Origin of the sequence: Aequorivita sp. Q41 (genome assembly GCF_039831855.1) — a bacterium.
In the GTDB taxonomy this organism is placed as follows: Bacteria; Bacteroidota; Bacteroidia; order Flavobacteriales; family Flavobacteriaceae; genus Aequorivita.
On the sequence record NZ_JBDPMS010000001.1, the window covers coordinates 1,336,150 to 1,361,794 of the forward strand.

General features: G+C 36.0%; 24 protein-coding genes. 16 read left to right on the forward strand and 8 right to left on the reverse strand.

Annotated features, from left to right (window positions below; all coding sequences use genetic code 11):
- Window positions 1–70: 70 nt before the first annotated feature.
- The 9 genes from hemB (at window position 71) to ABJ955_RS06260 (ending at window position 7,354) form a co-directional block, all read left to right on the forward strand.
- A complete protein-coding gene (hemB, locus tag ABJ955_RS06220) occupies window positions 71–1,060 on the forward strand; it encodes a porphobilinogen synthase (RefSeq protein WP_347373732.1) in 990 nt (329 codons plus the stop codon).
- A gap of 8 nt (window positions 1,061–1,068) precedes the next feature.
- Window positions 1,069–1,584: a DinB family protein gene (locus tag ABJ955_RS06225; protein ID WP_347373733.1), complete on the forward strand. Its 516-nt coding sequence runs from the start codon at window positions 1,069–1,071 to the stop codon at window positions 1,582–1,584.
- Between the two features lie 98 nt (window positions 1,585–1,682).
- Window positions 1,683–2,009 carry a hypothetical protein gene (locus ABJ955_RS06230; protein WP_347373734.1) on the forward strand — a complete coding sequence of 109 codons (327 nt, stop codon included), beginning with the start codon at window positions 1,683–1,685 and terminating at the stop codon, window positions 2,007–2,009.
- A gap of 85 nt (window positions 2,010–2,094) precedes the next feature.
- A complete protein-coding gene (locus ABJ955_RS06235; protein WP_347373735.1) occupies window positions 2,095–2,565 on the forward strand; it encodes a hypothetical protein in 471 nt (156 codons plus the stop codon).
- A gap of 116 nt (window positions 2,566–2,681) precedes the next feature.
- Window positions 2,682–3,782, forward strand: a complete 1,101-nt coding sequence (locus tag ABJ955_RS06240; RefSeq protein ID WP_347373736.1) for a CNNM domain-containing protein — start codon at window positions 2,682–2,684, stop codon at window positions 3,780–3,782.
- Complete coding sequence (locus tag ABJ955_RS06245; RefSeq protein WP_347373737.1) at window positions 3,782–4,258, forward strand: methylated-DNA--[protein]-cysteine S-methyltransferase; 477 nt, start codon at window positions 3,782–3,784, stop codon at window positions 4,256–4,258. Before ABJ955_RS06240 ends, ABJ955_RS06245 begins: the two co-directional genes overlap by 1 nt.
- A 69-nt stretch (window positions 4,259–4,327) precedes the next feature.
- Window positions 4,328–5,041, forward strand: a complete 714-nt coding sequence (locus tag ABJ955_RS06250) for a 3'-5' exonuclease (protein WP_347373738.1) — start codon at window positions 4,328–4,330, stop codon at window positions 5,039–5,041.
- Window positions 5,042–5,124: 83 nt separating this feature from the next.
- The gene (locus tag ABJ955_RS06255) at window positions 5,125–5,541 is read left to right on the forward strand and encodes a hypothetical protein (RefSeq protein ID WP_347373739.1); all 417 of its coding nucleotides are present in this window, start codon (window positions 5,125–5,127) and stop codon (window positions 5,539–5,541) included.
- Window positions 5,542–5,665: 124 nt separating this feature from the next.
- Window positions 5,666–7,354: an ABC transporter ATP-binding protein gene (locus ABJ955_RS06260; RefSeq protein ID WP_347373740.1), complete on the forward strand. Its 1,689-nt coding sequence runs from the start codon at window positions 5,666–5,668 to the stop codon at window positions 7,352–7,354.
- A 354-nt stretch (window positions 7,355–7,708) separates the two neighbouring features.
- On the opposite strand, the gene ABJ955_RS06265 is transcribed toward ABJ955_RS06260, so the two are convergent.
- The 6 genes from ABJ955_RS06265 to ABJ955_RS06290 all read right to left on the reverse strand — a co-directional run bounded on the left by ABJ955_RS06265 (window position 7,709) and on the right by ABJ955_RS06290 (window position 14,486).
- A complete protein-coding gene (locus ABJ955_RS06265; RefSeq protein ID WP_347373741.1) occupies window positions 7,709–8,365 on the reverse strand; it encodes a CoA transferase subunit B in 657 nt (218 codons plus the stop codon).
- Window positions 8,365–9,066: a CoA transferase subunit A gene (locus ABJ955_RS06270; protein ID WP_347373742.1), complete on the reverse strand. Its 702-nt coding sequence runs from the start codon at window positions 9,064–9,066 to the stop codon at window positions 8,365–8,367. The genes ABJ955_RS06265 and ABJ955_RS06270 overlap by 1 nt, the downstream gene beginning before the upstream one ends.
- 129 nt (window positions 9,067–9,195) lie before the next feature.
- Window positions 9,196–11,508: a transglycosylase domain-containing protein gene (locus tag ABJ955_RS06275; RefSeq protein WP_347373743.1), complete on the reverse strand. Its 2,313-nt coding sequence runs from the start codon at window positions 11,506–11,508 to the stop codon at window positions 9,196–9,198.
- An 8-nt stretch (window positions 11,509–11,516) separates the two neighbouring features.
- Window positions 11,517–12,002: a gliding motility lipoprotein GldH gene (locus ABJ955_RS06280; protein WP_347373744.1), complete on the reverse strand. Its 486-nt coding sequence runs from the start codon at window positions 12,000–12,002 to the stop codon at window positions 11,517–11,519.
- Entirely contained in the window at window positions 11,995–13,257 is a 1,263-nt protein-coding gene (gene ricT / locus ABJ955_RS06285; RefSeq protein ID WP_347373745.1) for a regulatory iron-sulfur-containing complex subunit RicT, read from the reverse strand. The genes ABJ955_RS06280 and ricT overlap by 8 nt, the downstream gene beginning before the upstream one ends.
- Before the next feature lie 197 nt (window positions 13,258–13,454).
- Window positions 13,455–14,486: a rhodanese-related sulfurtransferase gene (locus tag ABJ955_RS06290; protein ID WP_347373746.1), complete on the reverse strand. Its 1,032-nt coding sequence runs from the start codon at window positions 14,484–14,486 to the stop codon at window positions 13,455–13,457.
- Window positions 14,487–14,653: 167 nt separating this feature from the next.
- Here ABJ955_RS06290 and recA point away from each other — a divergent pair, with 167 nt between their 5' ends.
- The 3 genes from recA to ABJ955_RS06305 all read left to right on the forward strand — a co-directional run bounded on the left by recA (window position 14,654) and on the right by ABJ955_RS06305 (window position 17,993).
- A complete protein-coding gene (gene recA / locus ABJ955_RS06295; protein WP_347373747.1) occupies window positions 14,654–15,661 on the forward strand; it encodes a recombinase RecA in 1,008 nt (335 codons plus the stop codon).
- Window positions 15,662–15,789: 128 nt separating this feature from the next.
- Window positions 15,790–16,329, forward strand: a complete 540-nt coding sequence (locus tag ABJ955_RS06300) for a sigma-70 family RNA polymerase sigma factor (RefSeq protein ID WP_347373748.1) — start codon at window positions 15,790–15,792, stop codon at window positions 16,327–16,329.
- A gap of 116 nt (window positions 16,330–16,445) precedes the next feature.
- Window positions 16,446–17,993, forward strand: coding sequence for an outer membrane beta-barrel protein (locus ABJ955_RS06305; RefSeq protein WP_347373749.1), 1,548 nt, complete (start codon window positions 16,446–16,448; stop codon window positions 17,991–17,993).
- A 97-nt stretch (window positions 17,994–18,090) separates the two neighbouring features.
- Here ABJ955_RS06305 and ABJ955_RS06310 read toward each other — a convergent pair whose 3' ends face one another.
- Window positions 18,091–18,831, reverse strand: coding sequence for a lysophospholipid acyltransferase family protein (locus ABJ955_RS06310; RefSeq protein ID WP_347373750.1), 741 nt, complete (start codon window positions 18,829–18,831; stop codon window positions 18,091–18,093).
- Between the two features lie 75 nt (window positions 18,832–18,906).
- Here ABJ955_RS06310 and trpS point away from each other — a divergent pair, with 75 nt between their 5' ends.
- Window positions 18,907–19,875, forward strand: a complete 969-nt coding sequence (trpS, locus tag ABJ955_RS06315) for a tryptophan--tRNA ligase (RefSeq protein WP_347373751.1) — start codon at window positions 18,907–18,909, stop codon at window positions 19,873–19,875.
- Here trpS and dprA read toward each other — a convergent pair.
- Window positions 19,872–20,975 (reverse strand): DNA-processing protein DprA, encoded by a 1,104-nt coding sequence (gene dprA / locus ABJ955_RS06320; RefSeq protein WP_347373752.1) that lies wholly within the window; start codon window positions 20,973–20,975, stop codon window positions 19,872–19,874. The genes trpS and dprA overlap by 4 nt on opposite strands.
- A 111-nt stretch (window positions 20,976–21,086) precedes the next feature.
- Here dprA and ABJ955_RS06325 point away from each other — a divergent pair, with 111 nt between their 5' ends.
- The 3 genes from ABJ955_RS06325 (at window position 21,087) to ABJ955_RS06335 (ending at window position 25,597) form a co-directional block, all read left to right on the forward strand.
- Window positions 21,087–22,025, forward strand: coding sequence for an SPOR domain-containing protein (locus ABJ955_RS06325; protein WP_347373753.1), 939 nt, complete (start codon window positions 21,087–21,089; stop codon window positions 22,023–22,025).
- Between the two features lie 169 nt (window positions 22,026–22,194).
- Window positions 22,195–22,704: an acyl-CoA thioesterase gene (locus tag ABJ955_RS06330; RefSeq protein ID WP_347373754.1), complete on the forward strand. Its 510-nt coding sequence runs from the start codon at window positions 22,195–22,197 to the stop codon at window positions 22,702–22,704.
- Between the two features lie 172 nt (window positions 22,705–22,876).
- Window positions 22,877–25,597 (forward strand): S8/S53 family peptidase, encoded by a 2,721-nt coding sequence (locus ABJ955_RS06335; RefSeq protein WP_347373755.1) that lies wholly within the window; start codon window positions 22,877–22,879, stop codon window positions 25,595–25,597.
- Window positions 25,598–25,645 lie beyond the last annotated feature (48 nt).

The following is a 25,645-nucleotide window of genomic DNA, read 5'->3' on the forward strand; positions in this document are numbered from 1 at the left end:
GAGAGGTTATTTAAAAATATAGAATGATAAGAAGGTCTCGACTGCGCTCGACCTGACAAATTTTAAAATTATGTACCCACTTAGAAGAAACCGAAGATTACGAACCACTGAAAGTATGCGCAGTTTGGTTCGTGAAACAATTATAAGTCCAAATGACTTTATCGTGCCACTTTTTGTGGTTGAAGGAAAAGGTATAAAAGAAGAAATTGCTTCGATGCCGAATTACTATCGATTGAGTTTAGATTTGCTTCAAAATGAAGTGAAAGAACTTTGGAAATTAGGCTTAAAATCGGTTTTACTATTTGTGAAAGTAGCTGATAAACTAAAAGATAATACTGGAAAAGAAGCTTTAAATGCTGATGGATTGATGCAACAAGCCATCAAAACAGTGAAAAATGCGGTCCCAGAGATGATTGTAATGACCGATGTAGCCCTAGATCCATTTTCAATTTTTGGCCACGACGGAATTATTTTCGAAGGAAAAGTTTTAAACGACGATACAAATTCTGTTTTAGCTGCAATGGCATTAAGTCACGCCCAAGCTGGAGCAGATGTTGTTGCGCCAAGCGATATGATGGATGGCCGCATTTTTGAAATCAGAAGCTTGTTAGAAGACGAAGGCTTTGTCGATACCGCAATAATGGCTTACAGTGCAAAATACGCTTCTGCTTTTTATGGCCCCTTTCGTGATGCCTTAGATTCTGCTCCTGTGGATGTAAAAGATATTCCGAAGGACAAAAAAACCTATCAAATGGATTTTGCAAATCGTGAAGAAGCCATTCGCGAAACCTTGATGGACATTGATGAAGGCGCCGATATCGTTATGGTAAAACCGGGACTTTGCTATTTGGATATTGTTCGGGAAATTAAAGAGGCTGTAAATGTGCCAGTTGCCGTTTATCAAGTAAGTGGTGAATATGCTATGCTAAAAGCTGCTGCTGAAAAAGGGTGGTTAGATCATGATGCGGTAATGCTAGAACAGATTACTGCCATAAAAAGAGCAGGTGCTTCAATGATTGCAAGCTATTTTGCGAAAGATGTAGTAAAACTTATTTCCTAATTTTAGATATGAAAAATTTAGTAATAATTTTATTTGGTCTTTTTTCTTCCTTAACTTTTTCACAACAAGATACCGCAAGAGATGCTTTTCTTGAAAAATGGGAAAATTCAAAAAACTACCTTTTAGCAATTGCTGAGTCTATGCCAGAAGCAGATTTTGACTATAAACCTACCGAACGAGAAATGAGTTTTAAAGCACAATTACTTCATATAGAAGATAATATGTTGTGGTTGAAAAATAGTTATTTGCTTAATAAAGAAGTAGAAAAAGTAAATCCAGACCTCGAAAATATTTCAAAAGAAGAAGTTATTAAAAGCTTAACGAATAGTTTCGATTCAGTTTTTAAAGCGGTTTCAGAATTACCTGATTCAGCGTTAAAAGAAACCGTTGCTTTCTTTGCAGGTCCAAAAAGCAAACTTCAAATTTTAAATCTTTTGCAAGATCATGTAAGTCATCATCGGGGTCAGTTAATTGTTTACTTAAATCTTAAAAATGTAAAACCTCCTAAATATGTGGGGTGGTAGTTTTAAGAGTTAAATAAATAGTAAAAATCAGTATTGCAAAAACAAATTTGACATACATTTGCAGGGTGAAACATGTTGAAAAACATATAAGTAGATTTTTGGTTTCAATTGCCATATTGTTGGCCTTTGGAAATGTTGCCTTTGCTGCCGAAAAAATAACTATTAATAAAGAAACTGCTAAAATTGCAGTTTTACAGGTGGATAAGCATGAAAAACCACCTGTTTTAAATGAAATTTCTGTTGGGGAATCTTCTCAAGTAATTTCACAAAATGAATATTTGGGGCTTGGATTTATTGGAATATTTAATTCCAGTCAGCACTTTTCATATTCTACCGAAGTTTCCAAATACAATGCTTCTTATTCTTTAAAAGACAAACGGAAACTCATTTTCCGTCATTTATTTCCTTTCCACTTTTTTTGGTGATTTTTTTGATGATTTTTTAGCGCGTCTGAATTGAGTTTTAGACCTATTTAGTATTCAAAAGTATTCATCTTAAAAATTATTCAATATGGAATTAAATGCAGCCCTAGTTGGGGCAATTATTATGTTATTAATATGTGTGCCAGTCGCTTTTTTAATATTAAGCGCTTCTAGCAAAGACAAAAAAGTACGAAAAACGATTGTTCAACTTTCAGAAAAAAATGGAATAACCCTCAATAACATAGATTTTATTGGCAATTGTGTTATTGCTGTAGACCCTGTTGCAAACAAACTTGTCTACACCTCTAAAAGAAATCCTACAGTCGATTTTAACATTGTGAATTTACAGGATGTAAAGGATTGCCGTGCAAAAAGCATCAAACAAACCGAAAAAACTTTGGATTGGGTTGGCTTAGAACTTGTTGAAAAAAATGGGCGTAAAGAAATTGTTTTCTATAACGAGCACGATGAGTTTGAACTCAGTAAAGACCCTTTTGTTTGCCTTCAAGATGCAAAGCGTTGGGAAGGAACAGTAAGGCCATTATTGAAAGCCTCTTAAAGTTAGTCTTTTAAAAAACCGCCTATTTTGGCGGTTTTTTTTATCTAATTAACAAAGCCTTACGGAAAATCAGTTTTTAAATATATATTTTTATACTAAATTATCAACACCTATCTATGACCTTACTGATTATTTATGCAGTTTTTTCCATTCTCTTCTCCTTTTTATGCTCTATTTTGGAAGCTGCACTATTAAGTTTTACGCCTACTTTTTTACGAATGAAAGCGCAAGCAGGAAAACAATACGCAATTACACTTACCAATTTTAAGAAAGATATTGATAAGCCACTTATTGCAATTTTAACTTTTAATACCATTGCGCACACTGTGGGAGCTATATTAGTTGGCGTTCAAGCAGAAAAATTACCCTATAAAGTAGAGCTCTGGGGAATGAATATTGTTGGAATTGTTTCCGCAATTATGACCATGCTAATTTTAGTAGTTTCTGAAATAATCCCAAAAACAATTGGCGCTACTTACTGGAAAAAATTAGGTTCATTTACCGCAATGTTTTTAAATATCATCATTTTCCCGCTGAAGTATACGGGCTTGCTTTGGCTCTTAATGCTCATTACGCGTTTGGTGGGCAAATCTGCACACGTAAGCACGATGAGTCGCGAAGAATTTATGGCGATAACTGATGCTGCTGAAGAAGAAGGTGTGTTTGAAGAAAGTGAAACTACGGTCATCAAGAATTTATTGGTTTTTAAAAGTGTACATGCAAAAGATGTTATGACGCCTTTTACGGTGGTTACTCTAGAAGATGAAACTAAAAGCCTTGATGAATTTCATCAAACTCATAAAAGTTTACGCTTTTCAAGAATTCCACTTTATAAAAATAAAACGCATAATATTACGGGCTTTGTACTTCGAGACGATGTTTTGGAAGAAATTGTAGAAGATCGAGGCGACAAATTGTTGAGCGATTTAAAACGTGAAATTTTTGTAGTTTCCGCCGAAAAACCGATTCCAGAATTATTCGAAATATTTATTAAAAACCGAATGCATATTGCTTCTGTGGTAGATGATTTTGGAAATACCATTGGTGTTGTAACTATGGAAGATATAATTGAAACATTGCTAGGTCTTGAAATTATGGATGAAAGCGATAGTATTGAAGACATGCAACTACAAGCAAGAAAAAATTGGGAAAGACGTGCAAAAAGAATGGGCATTCAGCTTAACGAAGCTATTGAAGCTAGAAAAAAAGAAGAATAATGCAAACCGCTTTTATAGACACTCCAACTGGAATTATAGAAATTAAAGGCTCTAAAAACGGTTTAGCATCTATTTATTTTTGTGATGCCGAAAATGTGAAGGTTTCTAAAGAAATTCCTGACGAATTGAAAGCTGCAGTTACTCAACTTCAAGAATATTTTGAAGGGAAACGAAAAGAATTTACTTTAAAACTGTTGCCTGAAGGCACCGATTTTCAGAAAAAAGTTTGGCGTCAATTAGAAACAATACCCTTTGGTAAAACAACTACCTACCAACAAATGGCAAACCAATTGGGCGATCCAAAAGTAATTCGTGCCGCAGCTTCAGCCAATGGAAAAAATCCTATTTCTATCATTATTCCTTGCCATCGTGTTATTGGTAGCGATGGTTCGTTAACAGGATATGCAGGCGGTTTGCATCGCAAAAAATGGTTGTTAGAGCACGAAAGTCCCTCCATGCAACAATCTCTTTTTTAAATAGTTGAAAGATATCAATATATTTTCCGTAGCTTTAAAGTGCTTCTCCCTAGTTGAAAATCTTTATATATGATTAAGCGAATAAATTTAGAACATATTTTGTTTTTAGATATTGAAACCGTTCCGCAACACGAAAATTTTGAAACTTTGGACGCTACTTCAAAAATGCTTTGGGAGTTGAAAAGTCAATACCAACGAAAAGAAACAGTTTCTGCGGAAGAATTTTACGATCGGGCTGGAATTTGGGCTGAGTTCGGGAAGATTATATGTATTTCCGTAGGGTATTTTATTTTGAAAGGGGATGTTCGAAATTTTCGTGTTACAAGTTTTCATGGAGATGAGGTTAAAATTCTTAAGGATTTTAAAAACCTTTTAGAAACTCATTTTAATAAACCACAACACCTGCTCTGTGGGCATAATGGTAAGGAATTTGACTTTCCCTACATTGCCAGGAGGATGATAATTAACAGCATTGACATCCCTTTTAAGTTGGATCTCTTCGGAAAAAAACCATGGGAAGTACCACATCTAGATACCCTAGAGCTCTGGAAATTTGGGGATTATAAAACCTTTACTTCCTTAAAATTAATGGCGCACGTTTTGGGCATACCCTCGCCAAAAGACGATATTGATGGCAGTCAAGTGCGAAGTGTCTTTTACGAAGAAAAAGACATCGATAGAATTATTATTTACTGTGAAAAAGATACTATAACTGTTGCCCAAATATTTTTAAGACTTCGGAATGAAGCGATTCTAAGTGAAGACGAAATACTTTCGGTATAACGTATTTTTCAGCTAAGAATACCAATGTGCATATTTACTTTAAATTTAGTAGCTTTATCAACTATAAATAAATAGCTATTTCTATGAAAATTTCACAATTGAGTTTAAAATTATTTTTAATAAGCCTACTGGTTTCAGCGACATTTTTTGTTTCCTGTAAGGACAATAAAGAAACAACAAGCGAAACAACACCTCAAACTACGCAAGAAGCCACTTTAGAACAAAAAAAGCAAGCACTTCAAAATGTAGCCCCTACGTCCAATAATACGAATGCTAGTGGCGCTGTAGCGTTGAATCCAGCACACGGTCAGCCTGGCCATAGATGTGATATTAAAGTGGGAGCGCCTTTGAATAATACATCTGGAAGCACTACAACAACACCAATTAATTTGAATAATTCAAACTCAACTCCTGCAGCTACTTCTGGCAGCGGCGGAATAAATCCACCACACGGTCAACCCGGCCATAGATGTGATGTTAAAGTAGGAGATCCTTTATAAAAACAATAGATTTTTAGGATAAGGAGCCCGTTTCAACTAATGAAACGGGCTTCTTTGAAAATAAAATACTTTTACACACAGCTTGCGTTTAAATTTAGTTTTATAAATTATTCTAACCTTAAAAATGAAAAATTCTCCTTTAATATCGATTAAAGAGCTTGCTGTTTCTTTTGGAAAAAAGAATCGAAAATTGGAGATTCTGCATACCCTTTCGTTTGATATTTTTAAAAATGAAATTGTAGGAATGGTAGGAGAATCTGGTTCTGGAAAATCGGTGACTTCATTAGCTATAATGGGGCTGTTGCCGCCAAAAGAAACAGCGTTTTCTGGAAGTATATTATTTGAAGAGAAAGATTTGCTTAAAACCGAAGAAAAGGCATTTCGAAAGATTCGTGGAAAAGAAATTGCAATGATTTTCCAAGAACCAATGAGCGCTTTAAATCCATCATTAAAGTGCGGGTTTCAGGTTTCTGAAATACTTCAGCTTCATTTAAATATGAATGCTTCTCAAGCGAAGAAAGAAACCATTTCCCTTTTTGAAAAAGTAAAATTACCACGTCCTAATGAAATTTATAATAGTTATCCGCACCAAATAAGTGGGGGACAGATGCAGCGCGTTATGATTGCAATGGCTATAGCCTGTAAACCTAAGTTATTAATTGCAGATGAACCCACAACTGCGCTAGATGTAACGGTTCAAAAAGAAATTATTACACTTTTGAAGGCAATTCAGCAGGAAACAAAAATGGCAATGCTGTTTATATCGCACGACTTAAGTTTAGTTTCTGAGATAGCAGACCGGGTTTTGGTAATGTATAAAGGCGATATCGTTGAAAACGCCCCTGCTATTGAAATATTTAAAAATCCAAAAGCTGAATACACCAAAGCGCTGTTGCAGTCGCGCCCTTCCCTAAAAGTTCGGTTGGCAAAACTACCTACAATTACTTCTATAGCCGATAGTAGTTTTTTGCCCAAGGAAGTTAAACCCGTAGAAAGGGTACAAAGACATAAAGCTATTTATACCCAAAAACCAATTTTGGAAATTTCCAATTTGGAAAAATATTATTTTAACAAGCTGGGAATATTTTCAAAAAAAGAGATAATAAAAGCGGTAAATAATGTAAGTTTTTCGGTTTTTGAAGGAGAAACATTAGGATTGGTGGGAGAATCTGGTTGTGGTAAATCTACGCTGGGGCGTACAATTCTTCAATTAGAAAAGGCTACGTTAGGAAGTATTAAATATCGTGGCAAAGAGCTCACTAAAATTTCAAAAAAGGAGCTTCGGAATCTTCGAAAAGAAATACAGATTATTTTTCAAGATCCGTATTCTTCATTAAATCCACGTTTAATGATTGGTGAAGCATTGATGGAGCCAATGGAAGTACATAACTTAGGGAAAAACAAAAACGATAGGAAGGCGCGTGTGCTTTCACTACTCGAAAAAGTAGGCCTAGATGAAAGCTATTTTTATCGGTATCCGCATGCGCTTTCTGGTGGTCAGCGGCAGCGTGTTGGTATTGCAAGAACCATAGCTGTAGCACCTAAATTGGTTATTTGCGATGAATCTGTTTCTGCATTAGATATTTCTGTACAGGCGCAAGTTTTAAATTTGCTCAATGAATTAAAGTATGACTTTGGCTTTACATATATTTTTATATCGCATGATTTGGCGGTGGTTAAATATATGGCAGACCAGCTAATGGTTATGAATCAAGGGAAAATTGAAGAATTGGGGGATGCAGATGAAATCTATGAAAACCCTAAAACTGAATACACTAGAAAACTTATTGAAGCTATTCCGAAAGGAATTTAAAAAAAATTAAAAACCCGTTCTAACCTCACGAAGGAACGGGTTTAATGATATCTGTGGTTTATGACAGATTCGGGGTAAATTCTTAATGTTGTTTAAGACAATAAAAACACTTTTTTAAAAATGAAAATTACATCTTGTAATAGTTCTCTAGTACTTTTAATAGATCTTATGGTTTTTTCCATATAAGGTTAAGTTGGTAAGATTTGGGATAGCTAATATGTGAAATATCCTTTAATAAAACGATAAAACACATTAAAATTCGTTGAACTGCATAAATATTTAACATTTCATCAGGTATTTAATAAAAAAAGCCATGAACTTCATGGCTTTATAGAGTGATAAGTTGGGTGTTTTTTAGAATTTCATTTCAGGAATAACTCCATTAATAATTAAATCTCCTTCAGTAGCTTTTTGTATGTCTTCCACAGAAACTCCCGGGGCACGTTCAAGTAGATGAAATTTTCCAGCTACTATTTCTAGAACGGCAAGATTGGTTACTATCTTTTTTACACACTTTACACCTGTTAAAGGCAGGCTACATTCTACTAATAATTTAGATTCCCCTTCACGGTTGGTATGCATCATTGCAACGATAATATTTTCAGCTGAAGCAACCAGGTCCATTGCTCCCCCCATACCTTTTACCATTTTCCCTGGAATTTTCCAATTGGCGATATCACCATTTTGTGAAACTTCCATGGCGCCCAGTATGGTAAGGTCTACATGTTGCCCACGAATCATCCCAAAACTCATTGCGGAATCAAAATAAGATGCGCCAGCTAAGGCTGTAATGGTTTGTTTTCCTGCATTAATTAGGTCTGGATCTTCTTCACCTTCAAATGGAAAAGGGCCCATACCGAGAATTCCATTTTCACTCTGAAACTCCACACTAATATCATCACGGACAAAGTTTGCGACCAAGGTTGGGATTCCTATTCCTAAATTAACGTAATATCCGTCTTTAACTTCTTTTGCTATACGTTGTGCTATTTGTTCTTTTGAAAGTGCCATTAGTTTCTTTTTCTAACCGTTAATTGCTCAATTCTCTTTTCATAATTTTTTCCTTGAAATATTCTTTGAATAAATATTCCTGGAATATGAATTTGGTTTGGGTCTAGTTCACCAGCAGGCACAAGTTCCTCTACTTCGGCCACAGTTATTTTTCCTGCGCCACACATAGCGGGGTTAAAATTTCTCGCAGTTCCTTTAAAAATTAAGTTGCCAGCTTCATCACCTTTCCAGGCTTTTACGAATGAAAAGTCTGCTTCAAAAGCTTTTTCCATTACATACATTTTTCCGTTGAATTCACGTGTTTCTTTTCCTGCTGCTACTTCGGTTCCATAGCCTGCAGGCGTATAAAAAGCTGGAATTCCGCTTCTAGCAGCTTCGCAACGTTGTGCTAAAGTACCTTGTGGGACTAATTCTACTTCCATTTCGCCGCTGAGCATTTGGCGTTCAAACTCTGCATTTTCCCCAACGTATGACGATATCATTTTCTTTATTTGATGCTTTTTTAGCAATAAACCAAGACCAAAATCATCAACCCCAGCATTGTTAGAAATACAGGTTACGTTTTGAATATTTTTTTGCACTAATTCAGCAATAATATTTTCGGGAATGCCACAGAGGCCAAAGCCGCCGAGCATAAATGTCATCCCATCCTTTATCCCTTCGCACGCTTCTTGGACGTTTGCAACTGTCTTTTTTATCATTTTTTAATTTTTCTGAAAATTACGAAATTCCAATCTATTAAAAAACCTCAAGTTTCTTTCTTTTCTTCGCATTGCACTAAGAATCACTATGAAAGAAACTTGAGGTTTTAAGTAATGTGTGTATTATTTTTAAAAATCAAATTCGTCAGGAATTTCCTCTACATCGGTATTTGCCTCACGCCATTTTGTGCAATCGGTTTCAATAGAGAGGTTTTCTGGACGTTTAAAGTTTTCTTTCGAAACATTTAAAGATTCATCTGCATAGCAACTTTTCATATACATACCCCAAATAGGTAATGCCATTGTAGCACCTTGCCCATAAGCGGTGGATCCAAAATGCGTTGCTCGGTCATCACCACCTACCCAAACACCGGTTACTAAATTTGGAACCATACCCATAAACCAACCATCGCTATTATTTTGTGTTGTGCCTGTTTTTCCAGCTATTGGGTTTTTAAAGTCGTATGGATATCCAGTTACTGCATTTTTATAAACGGGCGAATTTACAGCCCAGGTTCCTCTTAAACGCGCACCTGAACCAGACTGTGTTACGCCTTCCATTAAGCTAACAGTAACATAAGCTGTTTCGTTACTGATAACATCTTTCGTTTTCGGAACATTTTGGTAAAGCACAGTGCCGTTTTTATCTTCTATACGTTGTATTAAAATGGGTTCTACGTAAACCCCTTCATTTGCAAATGTGCTATAGGCTCCAACCATTTCATATACAGAAACATCTGGTGTTCCCAGTGCAATTGAAGGTACAGCGGGCATTTTTTCGGTATCAACCCCCATTTTTTTAACCAAATCTATTACGGGTTCTGGCCCTACACGGTCAATTAATCGGGCAGTTATAGTGTTAATGGAATTTGCCAAAGCATATTTTAGGGTTACCATACCGCCATAGCTATTGCCAGAATTTTTAGGAGACCAAGGTTTTAATAGGTGGTGTCTACCTTCAGGAATGGTGTACATAGTGTCTGGGAGTGTATCACACGGAGACATATGCATTTGGTCTATTGCGGTAGCATAAACGAAAGGTTTAAAAGTAGAACCAATTTGGCGTCTTCCTTTTTTAACCATATCGTATTTATAGTGTTTGTAATCGATGCCGCCAACCCATGCTTTTACTTCTCCAGTTTGTGGCACCATCGACATCATTGCAGCTTGTAAAAACGATTTGTGATAACGGATCGAATCTAAAGGGGTCATGATGGTATCGATGTCTCCTTTCCATGAAAAAACACGCATGGCAACTTTCTTTTTGAAGCTTGCTATAATTTCTTCTTCCGTTTTTTCCTGTCTTTTCATCTGGCGCCAGCGGTCACTTTTTCGCATTGCAGAATTTAAAATCCCTTCCGTTTCCTTTTCGGTAATATCGCGAAATGGAGCTGTTTTATTTTTCTTGTTCTGGTCGTCAAAAGCTTCTTGCAAATGCGCCATATGCTTTTTTACAGCGGTTTCTGCATATTCCTGCATTTTGCTATCTATGGTAACAAAAACTTTTAACCCATCTTGATAAATATTGTATTTAGTACCATCGGGTTTTTCGTTTTCTTTGATCCAATCTTCCATAAAGTTACGAGCATATTCTCGAAAATAGGTTGCGCTTCCTTCATCGTGACCTTGTGGTGTAAATTTTAGGTTTAATGGAAGTGCTTGTAGCGAATCCATTACTTTTTCAGAAATATAATCGTATTTCTCCATTTGCGATAAAACCACATTTCTTCTATCAAGAACCATTTCTGGTCTTCTATTCGGATTAAAAAGAGAAGAATTTTTAAACATTCCAACAAGCATTGCAGATTCTACAGTGGTTAATTGTGCAGGCGATTTATCGAAATAAATATTTGCAGCGCTTTCAATACCAACCGCTTGGTTTAGAAAATCATATTCATTAAAATACATGGTTATAATTTCTTCTTTGGTATAGCGTCTTTCCAAACGTGTGGCAATAATCCACTCTTTTACTTTTTGAAGTACTCTTTCTATTTTGCTTGAAGCCCTTTCGCCTGTAAAAAATAATTTTGATAATTGCTGGCTGATGGTACTAGCGCCTCCTCGTGAGCCTAAAAATGCAATGGCTCTTACCGTTCCTTTACCATCAATCCCTGAATGATCGTAAAAACGAGCATCTTCGGTAGCGATTAGCGCATTTACTAAATGGTCTGGAAGGGAATCGAAAGGAACCGGAGTTCGGTTTTCTTTGTAAAATTTTCCAATTGTTTTTCCGTCGGAAGAAATAATTTCAGTAGCAAGATTTTTTTCTGGATTTTCAAGACTGGTTTCATCAGGTAGGCTTCCAAAAACGCCCCAAGATGCCAAAAGAAAAATTAAGATAATTAGAAGAATAAAACTTGCGAAAATTTTCCAAAAAGTTTTGATATGACGCCTTACATCATTCGCTTTTTTCTTATTCGGTGTTGTCTTTTTAGTAGCCATATTATGTTTTACTGTTTGGTGGCCTCTTCAATGCTGAAACCAACATCTGTAATGCCTTCGAGTTTTGTAACGCCTTCCACAGCGCCATTATTGCGCATTAGCTGTGCAATGTCTACGGTGTATTCTCCTTCTTCAAAAAACTGAACGTGTTCTTTAAACCAGAGTTTATTTTCTTTCACATTTCCAATACCCTGCCCTAACCAAGAACCGTCTGGATTTGCCATTCGGTATTCAAGCGTATCCGTTATTGTCTTGCCATGTGGAAAATTTACAGAAACACTTAAAAACAGGTTGTTAAATTTGTATTCGTTTGTATTTCTGATGTTTAAAAATAGGTTGTATTTTTTAAGTGAATCCAATTGGGGTAATTTAAATTCAACTACTTCATCAGCACCCCAATGGCCGTCCATTGCCTTAGATTCGCTAAAAACCGTATCGGAATCACAGGCTATGAACATTGTAGCAAACAAAAAAAGTACTGCTAATTTATTCATTCTTTTTAGGCTTGGGATTTCTGTTTTTGTGTGCAGGATTGTTTCCACCCTTTTTTGCAGGTTTTCTTGCAGGTTTGTTTTTAGCGGGATTATTGGGGGTGCTTTCAAGCTTATTTCTGTTTTTATTGCGGCTCTTATTCCTGCGTTTTTTGTCTTTTTGCTTAGGCTTATCAAAACGTGTTAAACTATCTTGCCCCACAACATTGCTAAACGGTTCCTTTTCTGCTTTTGGTATATCAACAATAAATTCTTCTAGAGCCATTGGTTTTTGCCCTTTTTTATTCATTGCAATAATCTCGTTGGCTTTTTCCGCAGTTAATTCATGCCAATTCATAAACTCCTTTTCATAGGCATACCAAAGCAAGCCTTTAAAAATATCTATTTTTTGACAGGTTGCGTTGCCTTTTTCTGTTTGAAGCTTTACCTCTGTGCTTGGAAAAGAATCTAAGGCTTCTAAATAGGTGTCCAATTCATAATTTAAGCAACATTTAAGTTTTCCGCATTGCCCTGCCAGCTTTTGTGGATTTAATGAAAGCTGCTGGTAGCGCGCTGCGGAAGTATTAACCGATCTAAAATCTGTTAACCACGTAGAACAACAAAGCTCGCGACCACAACTACCAATACCTCCTAAACGAGCGGCTTCTTGGCGGAAACCAATTTGTTTCATTTCAATACGGGTATTGAATGTTCGTGCAAATTCCTTTATCAATTCACGGAAATCTACCCGCTCTTCAGCTGTATAATAAAAAATTACTTTGGAAGCATCACCTTGAAATTCAACATCGCTAATTTTCATCTGCAACCCGAGGCGAATGGCTATTTCACGAGATCTTTTTTGAACATCGGCTTCTTTATCACGAACACCTTGCCAAATATCAATGTCTTTTTGGGTTGCTTTTCTGTAAATTTTTGGTAGTGCTTCAACCTTTAAAGGTTCTTTTTTCTTTTTCATCTGTACCCGAACCAATTCACCAGTAAGAGTAACAATACCAATATCATGACCAGGAGCGGCTTCAGTGGCAATTACATCGCCAATGCTAAGAGTAATTTTTTCGGGATTTTGAAAGAATTCTTTCCTTCCATTTTTAAAGCGCACTTCCACGGCATTGAAAGGTTCCATGTTGGCAGGAAGTTGCATATTTGAAAGCCAATCGAACACCGTCAGTTTGTTACAGCCATCGGTTCCGCAAGTACCATTGTTCTTGCATCCCTTTGGCTGTCCATTGGCGCCTGTGGCACAGCTGGTACAGCCCATATTTTTTTATATAAAGCCCTTTTCTACTTGAAGAGGGACGAAAATTAAACAACTAATTTAATCAGTAAAGATACCAATAAAATTTACGATTTTGGATTTACGTTTTCGGATTTTTGAAGTCTCCTCTCTAACCCTTCCTAAGGGGGCGGCAACTAGGAAGATATTCCTCCCTTTCATTAATGGGGATCGAGGGAGGGCTATTTTTTAAATTTCAACTTTTCGGATCTTCCTTTTTTAAATATTTTATTGCTATTTGGAATACCTTGGCGCAATCTTTTTTGTTCCTCATAAGGCAATTGGATTATGGCAACGCATTCATCAGAGCAACAATTTTCCATTGTTTTAGCACAATTTTCACATTGAATAAAAAGCAGATGGCAAGCTTCGTTTGCACAATTGGTATGTGTGTCACAGGCTGCACCGCATTGGTGGCAATGGCTAATAACATCATCTGAAATTCGTTCCCCACGGCGATGATCAAAAACGAAATTTTTCCCGATGAATTTATTTTCCAAACCTTGATTGTCAACTTGTCGTGCATATTCAATAATGCCGCCTTCAAGCTGAAATACATTTTTAAAACCTTTGTGTTTGTAGTAAGCACTGGCTTTTTCGCAGCGGATACCACCTGTACAATACATCACTAATTTTTTATCTTCTTTGTGATCTTTTAAATTAGCTTCAATAATATCTAATGAGTCACGAAAGGTGTCCACATCTGGAGTAATAGCGTTTTTGAAATGCCCAATCTCACTTTCATAATGGTTGCGCATATCTACCAAAACAACGTTTGGATCTTCAATAAGTTCATTGAATTTTGAGGCATCCACATGAATTCCCTTGTTGGTAACATCAAAAGATTCGTCGTTCAATCCATCTGCAACAATTTTGTCGCGCACTTTTACTTTTAGCTTTAAAAAAGATTTTAAATCTTGTTCAATAGCAATGTTCAAGCGAACATCTTTCAGAAAATTAATTCCGTCCAAAAACTCCTTGAATTCGTTAAAACGTTTTGCAGGCACAGAAAGCTGTGCGTTGATGCCTTCATGGGCAACATAAATTCGTCCAAGCACATCTTGTTCATGCCAAGTAATAAATAAATGATTGCGGAAAAGCTGGGGATTGCCAATTTTGGCATATTGATAAAAAGAAAGGGTAAGCCGTTCTTCTCCGGCTTGTTCCAAAAGTGTTTCCCTTTCTTTGGCACTTAGTTTATTGTACAGTTGCATGCTATACTTTTTTTAGGTGAAAAAGAATTGATTTTAATAGATTCAGCAAAATTAATCATTATATTTATTGTTGACAAAAATCCTTTCTCCCCTTGTTTTACTTTTGTCCTAAGTACAAAGAAATAGTATCTTAGCTAATTAAAATTCCATCATAAAATAGACTGAAAATGAGCACTGAAAAAGACGCAAAATTAAAAGCTTTAAAGCTAACTCTCGATAAATTAGATAAGACTTACGGGAAAGGAACTGTAATGAAAATGGGCGATAGAGCCGTAGAAGACGTGGAAGTAATCCCAACAGGATCTTTGGGTCTTGATGTTGCCCTTGGCGTGGGTGGATATCCACGAGGCAGAGTTATTGAAATATATGGGCCAGAATCTTCAGGTAAAACAACCCTTACACTTCATGCAATGGCTGAAGCACAGAAAAAAGGAGGAATAGCAGCTTTTATTGATGCGGAACACGCCTTTGACCGTGGTTATGCAGAAAAACTTGGGGTTGATGTTGAAAATCTTATTATTTCACAACCAGATAATGGGGAGCAAGCATTAGAAATTGCAGACAACCTAATACGAAGTGGCGCTATAGATATTGTAGTGATTGATTCGGTTGCAGCTTTAACGCCAAAAAGTGAAATTGAAGGCGAAATGGGCGACAGTAAAATGGGGCTTCACGCACGATTAATGAGTCAAGCATTGCGAAAACTTACGGGATCAATCAGCAAAACAAAATGTACGGTAATCTTTATAAACCAGTTGCGTGAAAAGATTGGGGTAATGTTTGGAAACCCAGAGACTACAACAGGTGGAAACGCTTTAAAATTTTACGCCTCTGTTCGTTTAGACATTCGTCGTTCTACACAAATTAAAGATACGGATAGCAATGCCATGGGGAATAAAACCCGTGTGAAAGTTGTAAAAAATAAAGTAGCACCGCCTTTCAAACAAGTAGAGTTTGATATTATGTATGGCGAAGGGATTTCAAAAGTTGGTGAGATAATAGATCTAGGGGTTGATTTTGAGATCGTTAAGAAAGCAGGCTCCTGGTTTAGCTATGATGACACCAAGCTTGGGCAAGGTCGCGACGCTGTAAAAACACTCCTTTTGGACAATCCAGATTTAATGGAAGAGCTAGAAAAGAAAATAAAAGACGCTATTGCTACTCTAAATCAATAATTTTTTTCAGAGCACAACGCAACCCTTTTAGGATAATGGTATCTACAAGTTGTAGGAACCTTGATTATTACGGTTGCCCTCTACAATAAGGAGGTATTTACACTGAACAATAATTCACGGTACCGCATTTGATTTTAAACGAGCTCATAATACAATGCAAAAAGCAGGATGCAAAAGCACAGGGCGAATTGTACAACAGGTACAATGGGGTTCTTTTTGCAATATGTCTCCGCTATTCGCCAAATTATACCGAAGCAGAGGATAATTTGCAGGATGCATTTATTACTATTTTTAAAAAAATAGAGCAGTATAAAGGCAAAGGTTCTTTTGAAGGTTGGATTAAACGGATTACTGTAAATACAGTGCTTCAAAAGTACAGAAAGCAACGCACCTTTGAAATTGTTGACGAAAGCCAGATTGAAGATGAAGTGGAAGTTGAAATTGAAAGCGAAGAAATACCGCTGGATTTTTTACTTAAAATAGTACAGGAACTTCCAGATAGATATAGATTGGTGTTTAGTATGTATGTAATGGACGGCTATCAGCATAAAGAGATAGCAGAAATGTTAGGAATCAGCGATGGAACGTCTAAATCAAATCTAGCACGTGCTAGAGTAATTTTGAAAAATAAAATTGAAGAGTATAATGCTAAAATACATAACACTTAAAGCATTATGAATTGTTTAGATTAAATAGAAAAACCCCCTGTTTTGAGGGCAGGGGTTTTTTAAAAGAGTGTCGCTCAATTTAAAAAAGAGCGAAGCCCAAAAGGCATAAATTACGAATGAAAGAAAAGAAAAACATAGACAACATTTTTAACGAAGGTTTCAAGAATCTTGAAGCCACTCCTTCGCCGCGTGTTTGGAAAAAGATCCAAACAGAGTTTGCTAATGAGAAGAAAAACCGAAAAGTTATCCCGCTGTGGATAAAACTTGGCGGTGTTGCTGCGTTGGTTGCTTTGTTGGTAACAGTAGGAAATACATATTACAATCCACTAAATAATGACTCTCCTTCTATTACAGACGAAAACATCATTAATTTAGAAAAAAAGTTACAAAATAATGATTTTGAGGTATTAAAAACCACAACAGAATCTACTGTAGCTTCAGAGGAGAAAACACGTCACATACCAACCGATGAAAATAATGAGGATTCTGACGCTTCTTTAACAAAGAGCAAAGTTAAACCAAAAGCTTCGAATAAAATACGTAAGAATACTTCCGAAAAAACTTCAAATGCTATAATTGCTTCAAGTGATTCTAAAAAGAGGGAGTCCAAACATAAAGAAAACCCTCAGCAAGATTTATTTGAAAAAAACATTTCAAAAGATAAATTGAAAGAAAACATTGCATTTGCTAAAAATTCTTCCGAAAACACCACCACAGTGAAAAGTGGAAAAGAAACGAATGAAACTATAATTAATAAGGATAAAAACCCTTTTGAAGCTAACAAAGAACATATTCTTGCTGTTGAAAATTCTAAAAAAAATACTTTAGTAAAAACGGAAGCTGAACAAGCAGAAGATTCCAAAAACACAAAATCAATTTTTGATGCCATTGCTGAAACAAACCAGGATGTGCTTATTGAAAAGAAAAAGAAAGAAAAGCTGGAAAATCGTTGGAATGTAGCGCCAAGCGTAGCTCCAGTATATTATAGTAGCCTAGAAAACGGATCGTCAATAGATCCAAGTTTTTCAGACAATCCTCAAAAAGGAGAGGTGAATATGAGTTATGGTGTGCAAGTGAGCTATGCGTTAAGCAAACGCTTAAGTGTACGTACAGGGGTTAATAACTTAGACTTGAGTTATAGTACTTCAGGGATTGAGGTAGGCACAGGCCCAGTTTCAGTTGCTTTGCGTTCCGTAGACTATGGCGGTAGTAGTGTTGTTTTAACAGCGGTTGACAGGGGTTCATTTGCAGCTGCAAGTCCTTCTGGTGAATATGGAGCTATAAGACCAAAATCTACACAAGGTAATGCAAGTCTTATTCAAAATATAAATTATTACGAAGTTCCAGTAGAGCTAAAATATGCGGTTATAGATAGTAAGTTTGGCGTGAATATTATTGGAGGTTTAAGTACTTTGTTTTTGGGAAATAATGAAATTTCGGTTAAAGCAGATAATTTTAATACCGTGCTTGGAGATGCTAATAACCTTTCAACGGTAAGCTTTTCAACTAACATAGGGCTGGGATTGGACTATAAATTGTCCAAAAAATTTACGTTTAATATTGAGCCAATGTTTAAATACCAGCTCAACCCTTATACCGATTCGTCTGTAAATTTTAAACCCTACTATATGGGTGTTTACAGTGGGTTAAGTTTTAGGTTTTAGGTTAGTTTTTAGTTGAACTTGTTTGACATACTTCAAACAAATGATTGAGGGAAAACCGTTCTTCGCCATAGGACGGTTTTTTTATTTAGTTTATTTTTTAAACAGTAGGTTGTAGTAATTCATCCAAAATGACTACTCTTGTTTTCGCTTTAAGCGCTTTGCGATTTTCTAAAGTCAAAGCTTCAGTTGGAATAAGCTTATGTACTCTAACCCTCATTTTGCCTGGTTTTCCAAGAAAAAAGGAATATGGAAATCGTTTTTTGTTGTCGTGAAAAGTCATTGGTGCAATTGGTATTTGATGTTCAATTGCGAGTCTAAAAGCACCATCTTTAAATTCGTCAAGTAAAATAGAAAGATCATCAGGCACCCCCCCTTCAGGGAAAATACAAACACTTAAACCTTCCTTCAAGCGCATTTCCGCTCTTTTAAAGACTTCCGCACGACTTTTGTTGTTTCCACGATCTACTAAAATACAGGTGCGTTTATAAATGTATCCAAAAAGAGGAATTTTTGCCAATTCTTTTTTTCCCACAAAAACAAAAGGATTTTTTGTTGCGTAAAACATCAACATGATATCTGTCATCGAAGTATGGTTGGCAACAAATAGATAGCTTTCACCTTTTTTGTAATGTATATCACGCTTAATGCTAGGATAGCAGCCCATTCCATAGATTATAATTACAGACCATAGGCGTGCAACTTTAAAGAAAAACGGGTACCAGGAATGTTTAAGAATGCTTATTAGTAAAAAAGGAAAAAGTATAATAGTGGCAAGAGCGACTATTAAATAGAACCAAATTCGGTATACTGTTGCAAAAATATATTTAAATAGTTTCATCGAATGTCAAAAGTAACAATTTGAACGATGCCAATTAATCAAAAAAAGTACCTTTGCTGAAAATTTTTTATAACAATGTCCAGAATACTCACAGGAATACAAAGCACCGGTACACCACACCTCGGAAATCTTTTAGGAGCACTTGTTCCGGCAATTGAAATGGCCAACGATCCAAAAAATGAATCTTTCCTTTTTATTGCAGATATGCATTCATTAACACAGATTAAAGATGCCAAAACATTGCGCGCAAACACCTATAGCGTTGCTGCAACCTGGTTAGCGTTTGGGTTAGATATTAATCGGGTGGTATTTTATCGCCAAAGTGATGTGCCTCAAACTACAGAGCTTTCTTGGTATTTAAGTTGTTTCTTCCCATTTCAAAGATTGACACTGGCGCATTCTTTTAAGGACAAAGCAGGCCGTTTGGAAGATGTAAATGCTGGGCTTTTTACATACCCAATGCTGATGGCGGCAGACATACTTTTGTATGATGCCGAAATTGTTCCTGTAGGAAAAGATCAGATGCAACATATTGAAATTACTAGAGATGTTGCTTCTCGTTTTCATACTCAAATGGGCGAAACCTTTGTTTTACCAGTTGGAAAAGTGCAAGAAGAAACTATGTATATTCCTGGAACAGATGGCTCAAAAATGAGTAAATCTAAAGGAAATATTATCAATATATTTTTGGAAGACAAACCGCTTCGAAAGCAGATAATGAGCATTGAAACGGATAGCACACCTATGGAAGAACCTAAAAATCCGGATACTTGTAATGTTTTTGGGCTATATAAATTATTGGGTTCTAAAGAAGAAGTATTGCAAATGCGTCAAAATTATGAAGCTGGAAATTATGGTTATGGACACGCCAAACAAGCTTTATTTGAATTGATAGTAGAAAAATTTTCAGAAGAACGGGCACGTTACACCTATTTTATGGAAAATTTACCAGAAATTGACGCAGCTCTAGCAGCTGGAGCAGAAAAGGCGAGAAAAGTAGCAGATGAAGTTCTAAAAAGAGTGCGGGCAAAAGTGGGGTATTAAACCAGCTGAAATAATTTGCCCGGCAACGGCCGTACCACACCTTTAAGCTCCATATTCATTAAAATACTGGCGGTTTTATAGGCAGGAATATTACAGGCTAAAGCAATGGCGTCTAAAAGTTCTTTTTCTTTGTCCTTTAAAAAAAGATAAATAACTTCCTCTTCCTCATCTAATGCAACGAAAAGCTGTGTTTGTTGTGGTTTTGAGGATTCTTTTAGTTTCCAGCCTAACATATATATTAAGTCTGCAGCGCTCGTAAGCATTTGTGCTTTTTGTTGTTTTATTAAATTGTTACAGCCTCTACTTTGATTATCTGTAGCTCTGCCAGGGACCGCAAAAACTTCACGATCGTAAGAGTTTGCTATATCTGCGGTGACTAAACTACCCCCTTTTTCAGCAGATTCTATAACAATAGTTGCTTCGGAAAGCCCTGCAATTATTCTATTTCGTTTTAAGAAGTTGTTTCTGTCAAATGAATCACTGCTCCAAAATTCAGAAATAAAACCCCCATTTTCTTCAATCTTTTGAGCATACCTTTTATGATCTTTTGGATACATTTGATTGAATCCATGTGCCAAACACGCCACATTCTGTAAATTGTTTTCTATTGCTGCTTTATGAGCACATATATCTACACCATACGCTAAACCAGATATAATTACAGGGTTTAGAGGCGCAAGCTCTTCTATTAAATTTTGACAAAAAGCATTGCCGTAGCTTGTAATTTTTCGTGTGCCAACGATGCTTATTATTTTTTTATTCACCAAATCAATATTTCCGCGTTGAAAAAAAAGGATGGGGCCATCTAAGCATTGTTTTAATCTTTCTGGATAAGTTTTGTCTTTAAAATAGCTGCATTCTATGGCATTGGCATTAATAAACTTTATTTCGGCATCTGCTTCTTCCAATTGTTGTGTTAAATTGAATTCTTTTAAACGAAAAACTCCGATGCCATTAATTTTTGCGAGATTACTTTTTTTCTCTTTAAAGATTGCTTCCGCAGAACCAAACTTTCGCAGTAATTTTTTAGCCGAAATATCTCCCAAGTTTGGAACACGCTGCAAAGCAAGCGTATAGCGCAATTCGTTTTTAGAAAGCATAAGCAGAGTGTTAGAAGCGGGGAGCTTTTTTAAAAATACAACTTTTTAAGTTGTTGATAAATTACCAAAACAAAAATTGGATTGCTTTCAAAAAAGGGTAATTTTGTTAGTATGCAACTTACAACTTATATCTCTGACTTACTATACCGCTACGAATGCGTAATAATTCCAGGTTTTGGTGCATTTTTGACTCGCTATAAATCTGCTTTTATTGATGAGACTTCAAATACATTTAACCCGCCAGCTAAAATTGTTTCATTCAACAAACAATTGCAGGCGAATGATGGTTTGTTTGCCAATTATATTGCTTCGGTTGAAAAATGTAGTTATGAAACTGCATTGCAAAAAATAAGAAATTTTACTGCTAAAATTTCCGAAGAGCTTTCAGAAGGAAAAATAGTTTCTTTTAAAAATATTGGTACATTTTCGCTAAATGAAGAAGAATCACTTCAGTTTGAACCCCTGCAGCAACAAAACTATAGCACCGCTTCATTTGGACTTTCCACTTTTGTTTCTCCTAAAATAAAACGTGAAGTTTATAAAGAGACCGTGGAGGCTTTAGAAGAAAAAACGCCCATTCTTTTTACACCCGAAAAAAGAGCTGCAAATTCATATTTAAAATATGCTGCTATAGCTGTTATAGCAATTTCGGCAATAGGTTTTGGAAGCTTGAAGTTTTATGAGAATCAAGTTCAAGAGTTTAATTATGCTGAAAGACAAAAAGCAAACTCATTGGTTGAGAATCAAATACAAGAAGCAACTTTTGTAATTGAAAACCCACTCCCAGCACTTAGTTTACAGCTTCCGAAACATACTGGCTTGTATCATATTGTAGCTGGAGCGTACCGAATGGAAGAAAATGCCGCAAAAAAAGTTGAACAACTACGTGAAAAAGGTTTTTCGCCATTAAAAATGGAAGTTTCACGCTATGGTTTACATCAGGTTTTGTATGCAAGTTTTGAAAATAGAAATGAAGCAGAGCGAAAGCTTCAAGACATTAAGCAAACCGAAAATCCAGATGCATGGCTTTTAGTGCAGGATATTAAATAATCAACTTTACCACAGTAATTAGTAAGGTAATTTTTTTGTTTTTAAGCTATTGCCTAGTGAAACTCATATTGTTTTAATAGATTAGACCTGTTGGTTTAATTCTATTTTCTTTATTCAATTTCCCTTCTCATATTTCTTTTGTTAGGTATCTTTGTAAAAAAAATACCTCATGCAACCAAAAACCCCTAACGACTCAAAAACCATTTATACAGATATGGTTTTACCCAGTGAAACAAATCCAATTGGAAATATGTTTGGAGGCGAATTATTGGCAAGAATGGATCGTGCTGCGAGTATTGCCGCACGTCGCCATAGTAGAAGGATTGTTGTAACCGCTTCTGTAAACCACGTAGCATTTAACAAGATGATTCCACTAGGAAGTGTAGTTACTGTTGAAGCAAAAGTAAGCCGTGCATTTACTAGCTCTATGGAAGTATATATGGATGTTTTTATTGAGGATCGTGAAAGCGGAGAAAAAAGCCTCTCCAATGAAGCTATTTATACTTTTGTTGCGGTTGATGAATCTGGGAACCCTGTTCGTGTTCCCGAATTGGTGCCAGAAACCGAATTGGAAAAAAAACGTTATGAAGCTGCGCTTAGAAGAAAACAATTAAGTTTAGTTCTTGCAGGCAAAATGAAGCCAAGTCAAGCTAGTGAGCTGAAGGCTTTATTTGAATAAGCTTGTTAAAGTGTTTTCGTAACCTGTTGATAGTCTGTTTTTTCTGGTTTTATTTTTTATGTTAAATTTTTTGTTTTTTTATTTGGGATTGCTTGATTATTGATTCAAATGAATATATTTGATAGCGAATCGGCAATTTTTGCCGTTTTTTTTAATTTAATCCCTATAAAATATGGCGAAATTTATTTACTCAAAACTTAAGTGTTTTACTTTTTTCTTGCTATTATTAGTTTTTACGACTGGTATTGCACAGAATTCAAATGAAATTCATTTTCAAGGAGACACCTTTGAAATGCCCGAAAACATTGCGAGCTTCCAATGGGACCAAATGCCAGATTCTGCTAAAATGGATAATGGTTATGTGGGGTGGGTTCAATTTTACGAAACTCCTTCACAACAAGTTCAAGATTTATTCAAACAGAATAATCTACAATTATTAGAATACATTCCTCACAGAACGTATCTTTTCTTTTTTCCATCTAATACTTCAATTTCACTATTAAAAAATAATGGTGTTAGAACAATTGTGCCTGTTGATGGGAGAGCAAAACTTTCTTCAAAACTTAAAAGTGGAGAATACGATTATTGGGCGATGGAGAATGACAATATATTGGTTACGCTTCATTACCACAAAAATGTAACTGACTCGTACGTGATTAATGAATTAGGGCGTCAACAAATAGCTGTAAAAGAAAATTATAAAAACCATAATATACTTGATCTTTCTATTCCAAATAATTGCTTGGAAACATTATCGAATCTTCCTTTCGTTAAGTGGGTAGATCTTGTTGTTGCGCCATCTGTACCGGATGACAAAAGAGGGAGGAGCCTTCATAGAGCAAACTCATTAGATACTCAAACGGGAGCTGGTAGAAACTATAATGGCGAAGGGATTGGTGTAATGGTTCGTGATGATGGTCGTGTTGGTCCTCATATTGATTTTCAGGGAAGATTGACTAACTTGACTAATGTGGCCAATCAATCACATGGAGATGGAGTTGGGGGGATTATGGCAGGTGCTGGCAATTTGCTTCCTTCCAATCGAGGTATGGCTGCAGCGAGTGATGTCTATGTTGTAAATTATGCCTCTAGTTTTTTGGACACCCCAACATTAAACTTAATTAATGATGGAAGTGTACAAATAACAAATTCTTCCTATAGCAATGGTTGTAATGATGGTTATACAAGTATTACTAGAACTGTAGATCAGCAAATGCTAGATATACCAACATTACTGCATGTTTTTTCTGCAGGAAATTCAAATAATACTAATTGTGGTTATGGAGCAGGAGACCAATGGGGAAATATTACAGGAGGTCATAAACAAGGAAAAAATGTAATCGCTACAGCAAATGTATACTTTGATGGTTCATTGGTAAGTTCAAGTAGCCGAGGACCAGCTCATGATGGAAGAATAAAGCCAGATATAACTGCAAACGGTCAAAATCAAGTTTCTACTAATGAAAACAATACCTATCAAACATTTGGGGGTACTTCTGGTGCTGCACCAGGAATTGCTGGAATTGCCGCACAACTTTATCAAGCTTATGGAAATATGAATGGCGGCGATTTTCCACCTTCAGCATTAATAAAAGCTGCAATGTTAAATACGTGTAATGAAGCAGGAAATATAGGACCCGACTATAAATTTGGATGGGGAATAGTGAATGCACTACAAGCGGTAAAACTTCTTGAAGACGAACGTCACCTTTCTGATGAAGTTTCTCAAGGAAACACAAATACACATACCATAAGTGTTCCTGCCGGTACTACACAAGTTCGTTTTATGGTTTATTGGAGTGATGTTGCTGCTACTAATGGCGCTGATCCTGCCTTGGTAAATGACTTAGATTTGATAGTTACCGATCCTTCAAGTACCGATTTGGAACCTTGGATTCTTGATCCAACACCAAATGCTGTAACACTTGACAACCCTGCAACTACCGGTCCTGACCACCTAAATAACGTAGAGCAAGTTTTAATAAATAATCCTGCAGCGGGTAACTATGATGTTAAAATTACAGGATTCAATGTGCCAATGGGACCGCAAGAATACTATGTTGTTTACGAAATAATTTCAGACAATGTCGTGATGACTTATCCTAATGGAGGAGAACATTTTAACCCAAATACGAGTGAGACTATTCATTGGGATGAAACTAACACTACCGATGATTTCGTGTTAGAATATTCTACGGATAATGGTGGCTCTTGGAATAACATAGCTACCGTACCAAACGATACGCATTTTTATAACTGGGTAGTAGCAAATGAAATTGGTGGGGAAGCACTTATTCGAGTAACTAGTGGAGCTTTTCAAGATGTAAGTGATGAAACATTTAATATTGCCAGAACTCCAACAGTATTTAATGTTGTTAAGGTTTGTGATGATACTGCTACTTTTGAATGGAGTGCAATTGACGGTGCAGAATCTTACGACTTCTACGTATTAGGAGAAAAGTATATGGATGTTGTAGCTACTTCAAACACTACTTCTGTAACGATCCCTATTACAGACCCTGATGCAGAAATGTGGTATGCAATTAGTGCCAAAAACACTACAGATGGATGGGAGAGTGAAAGAGCAAGAGCCAAAATTTATGCTGGCGGTTTACTAGATTGTGATACTGCTGGACTTTCTGACAACCAGTTAAGCAATGCAGTGTTATTATATCCAAATCCAACTAATAACGAGGTTTATATCAGTATTTCTGATAAATCTTTTACTAATTTTGATGTTTCAGTAGCAAATAGTTTAGGTCAAGTTTTAGATCGCCAAACAAATATTGATGCTAAGGCAACAGTAAATGTTTCGGGTTATGCTTCAGGAATATACTTTGTAACAATTAAAGCGGGTGAAAGTGTTTCTACTAAAAAATTGGTAGTACAGTAATTCACTTTCAAATATGTTTTTTAAAAAGGGAGCCAATTAGGTTCCCTT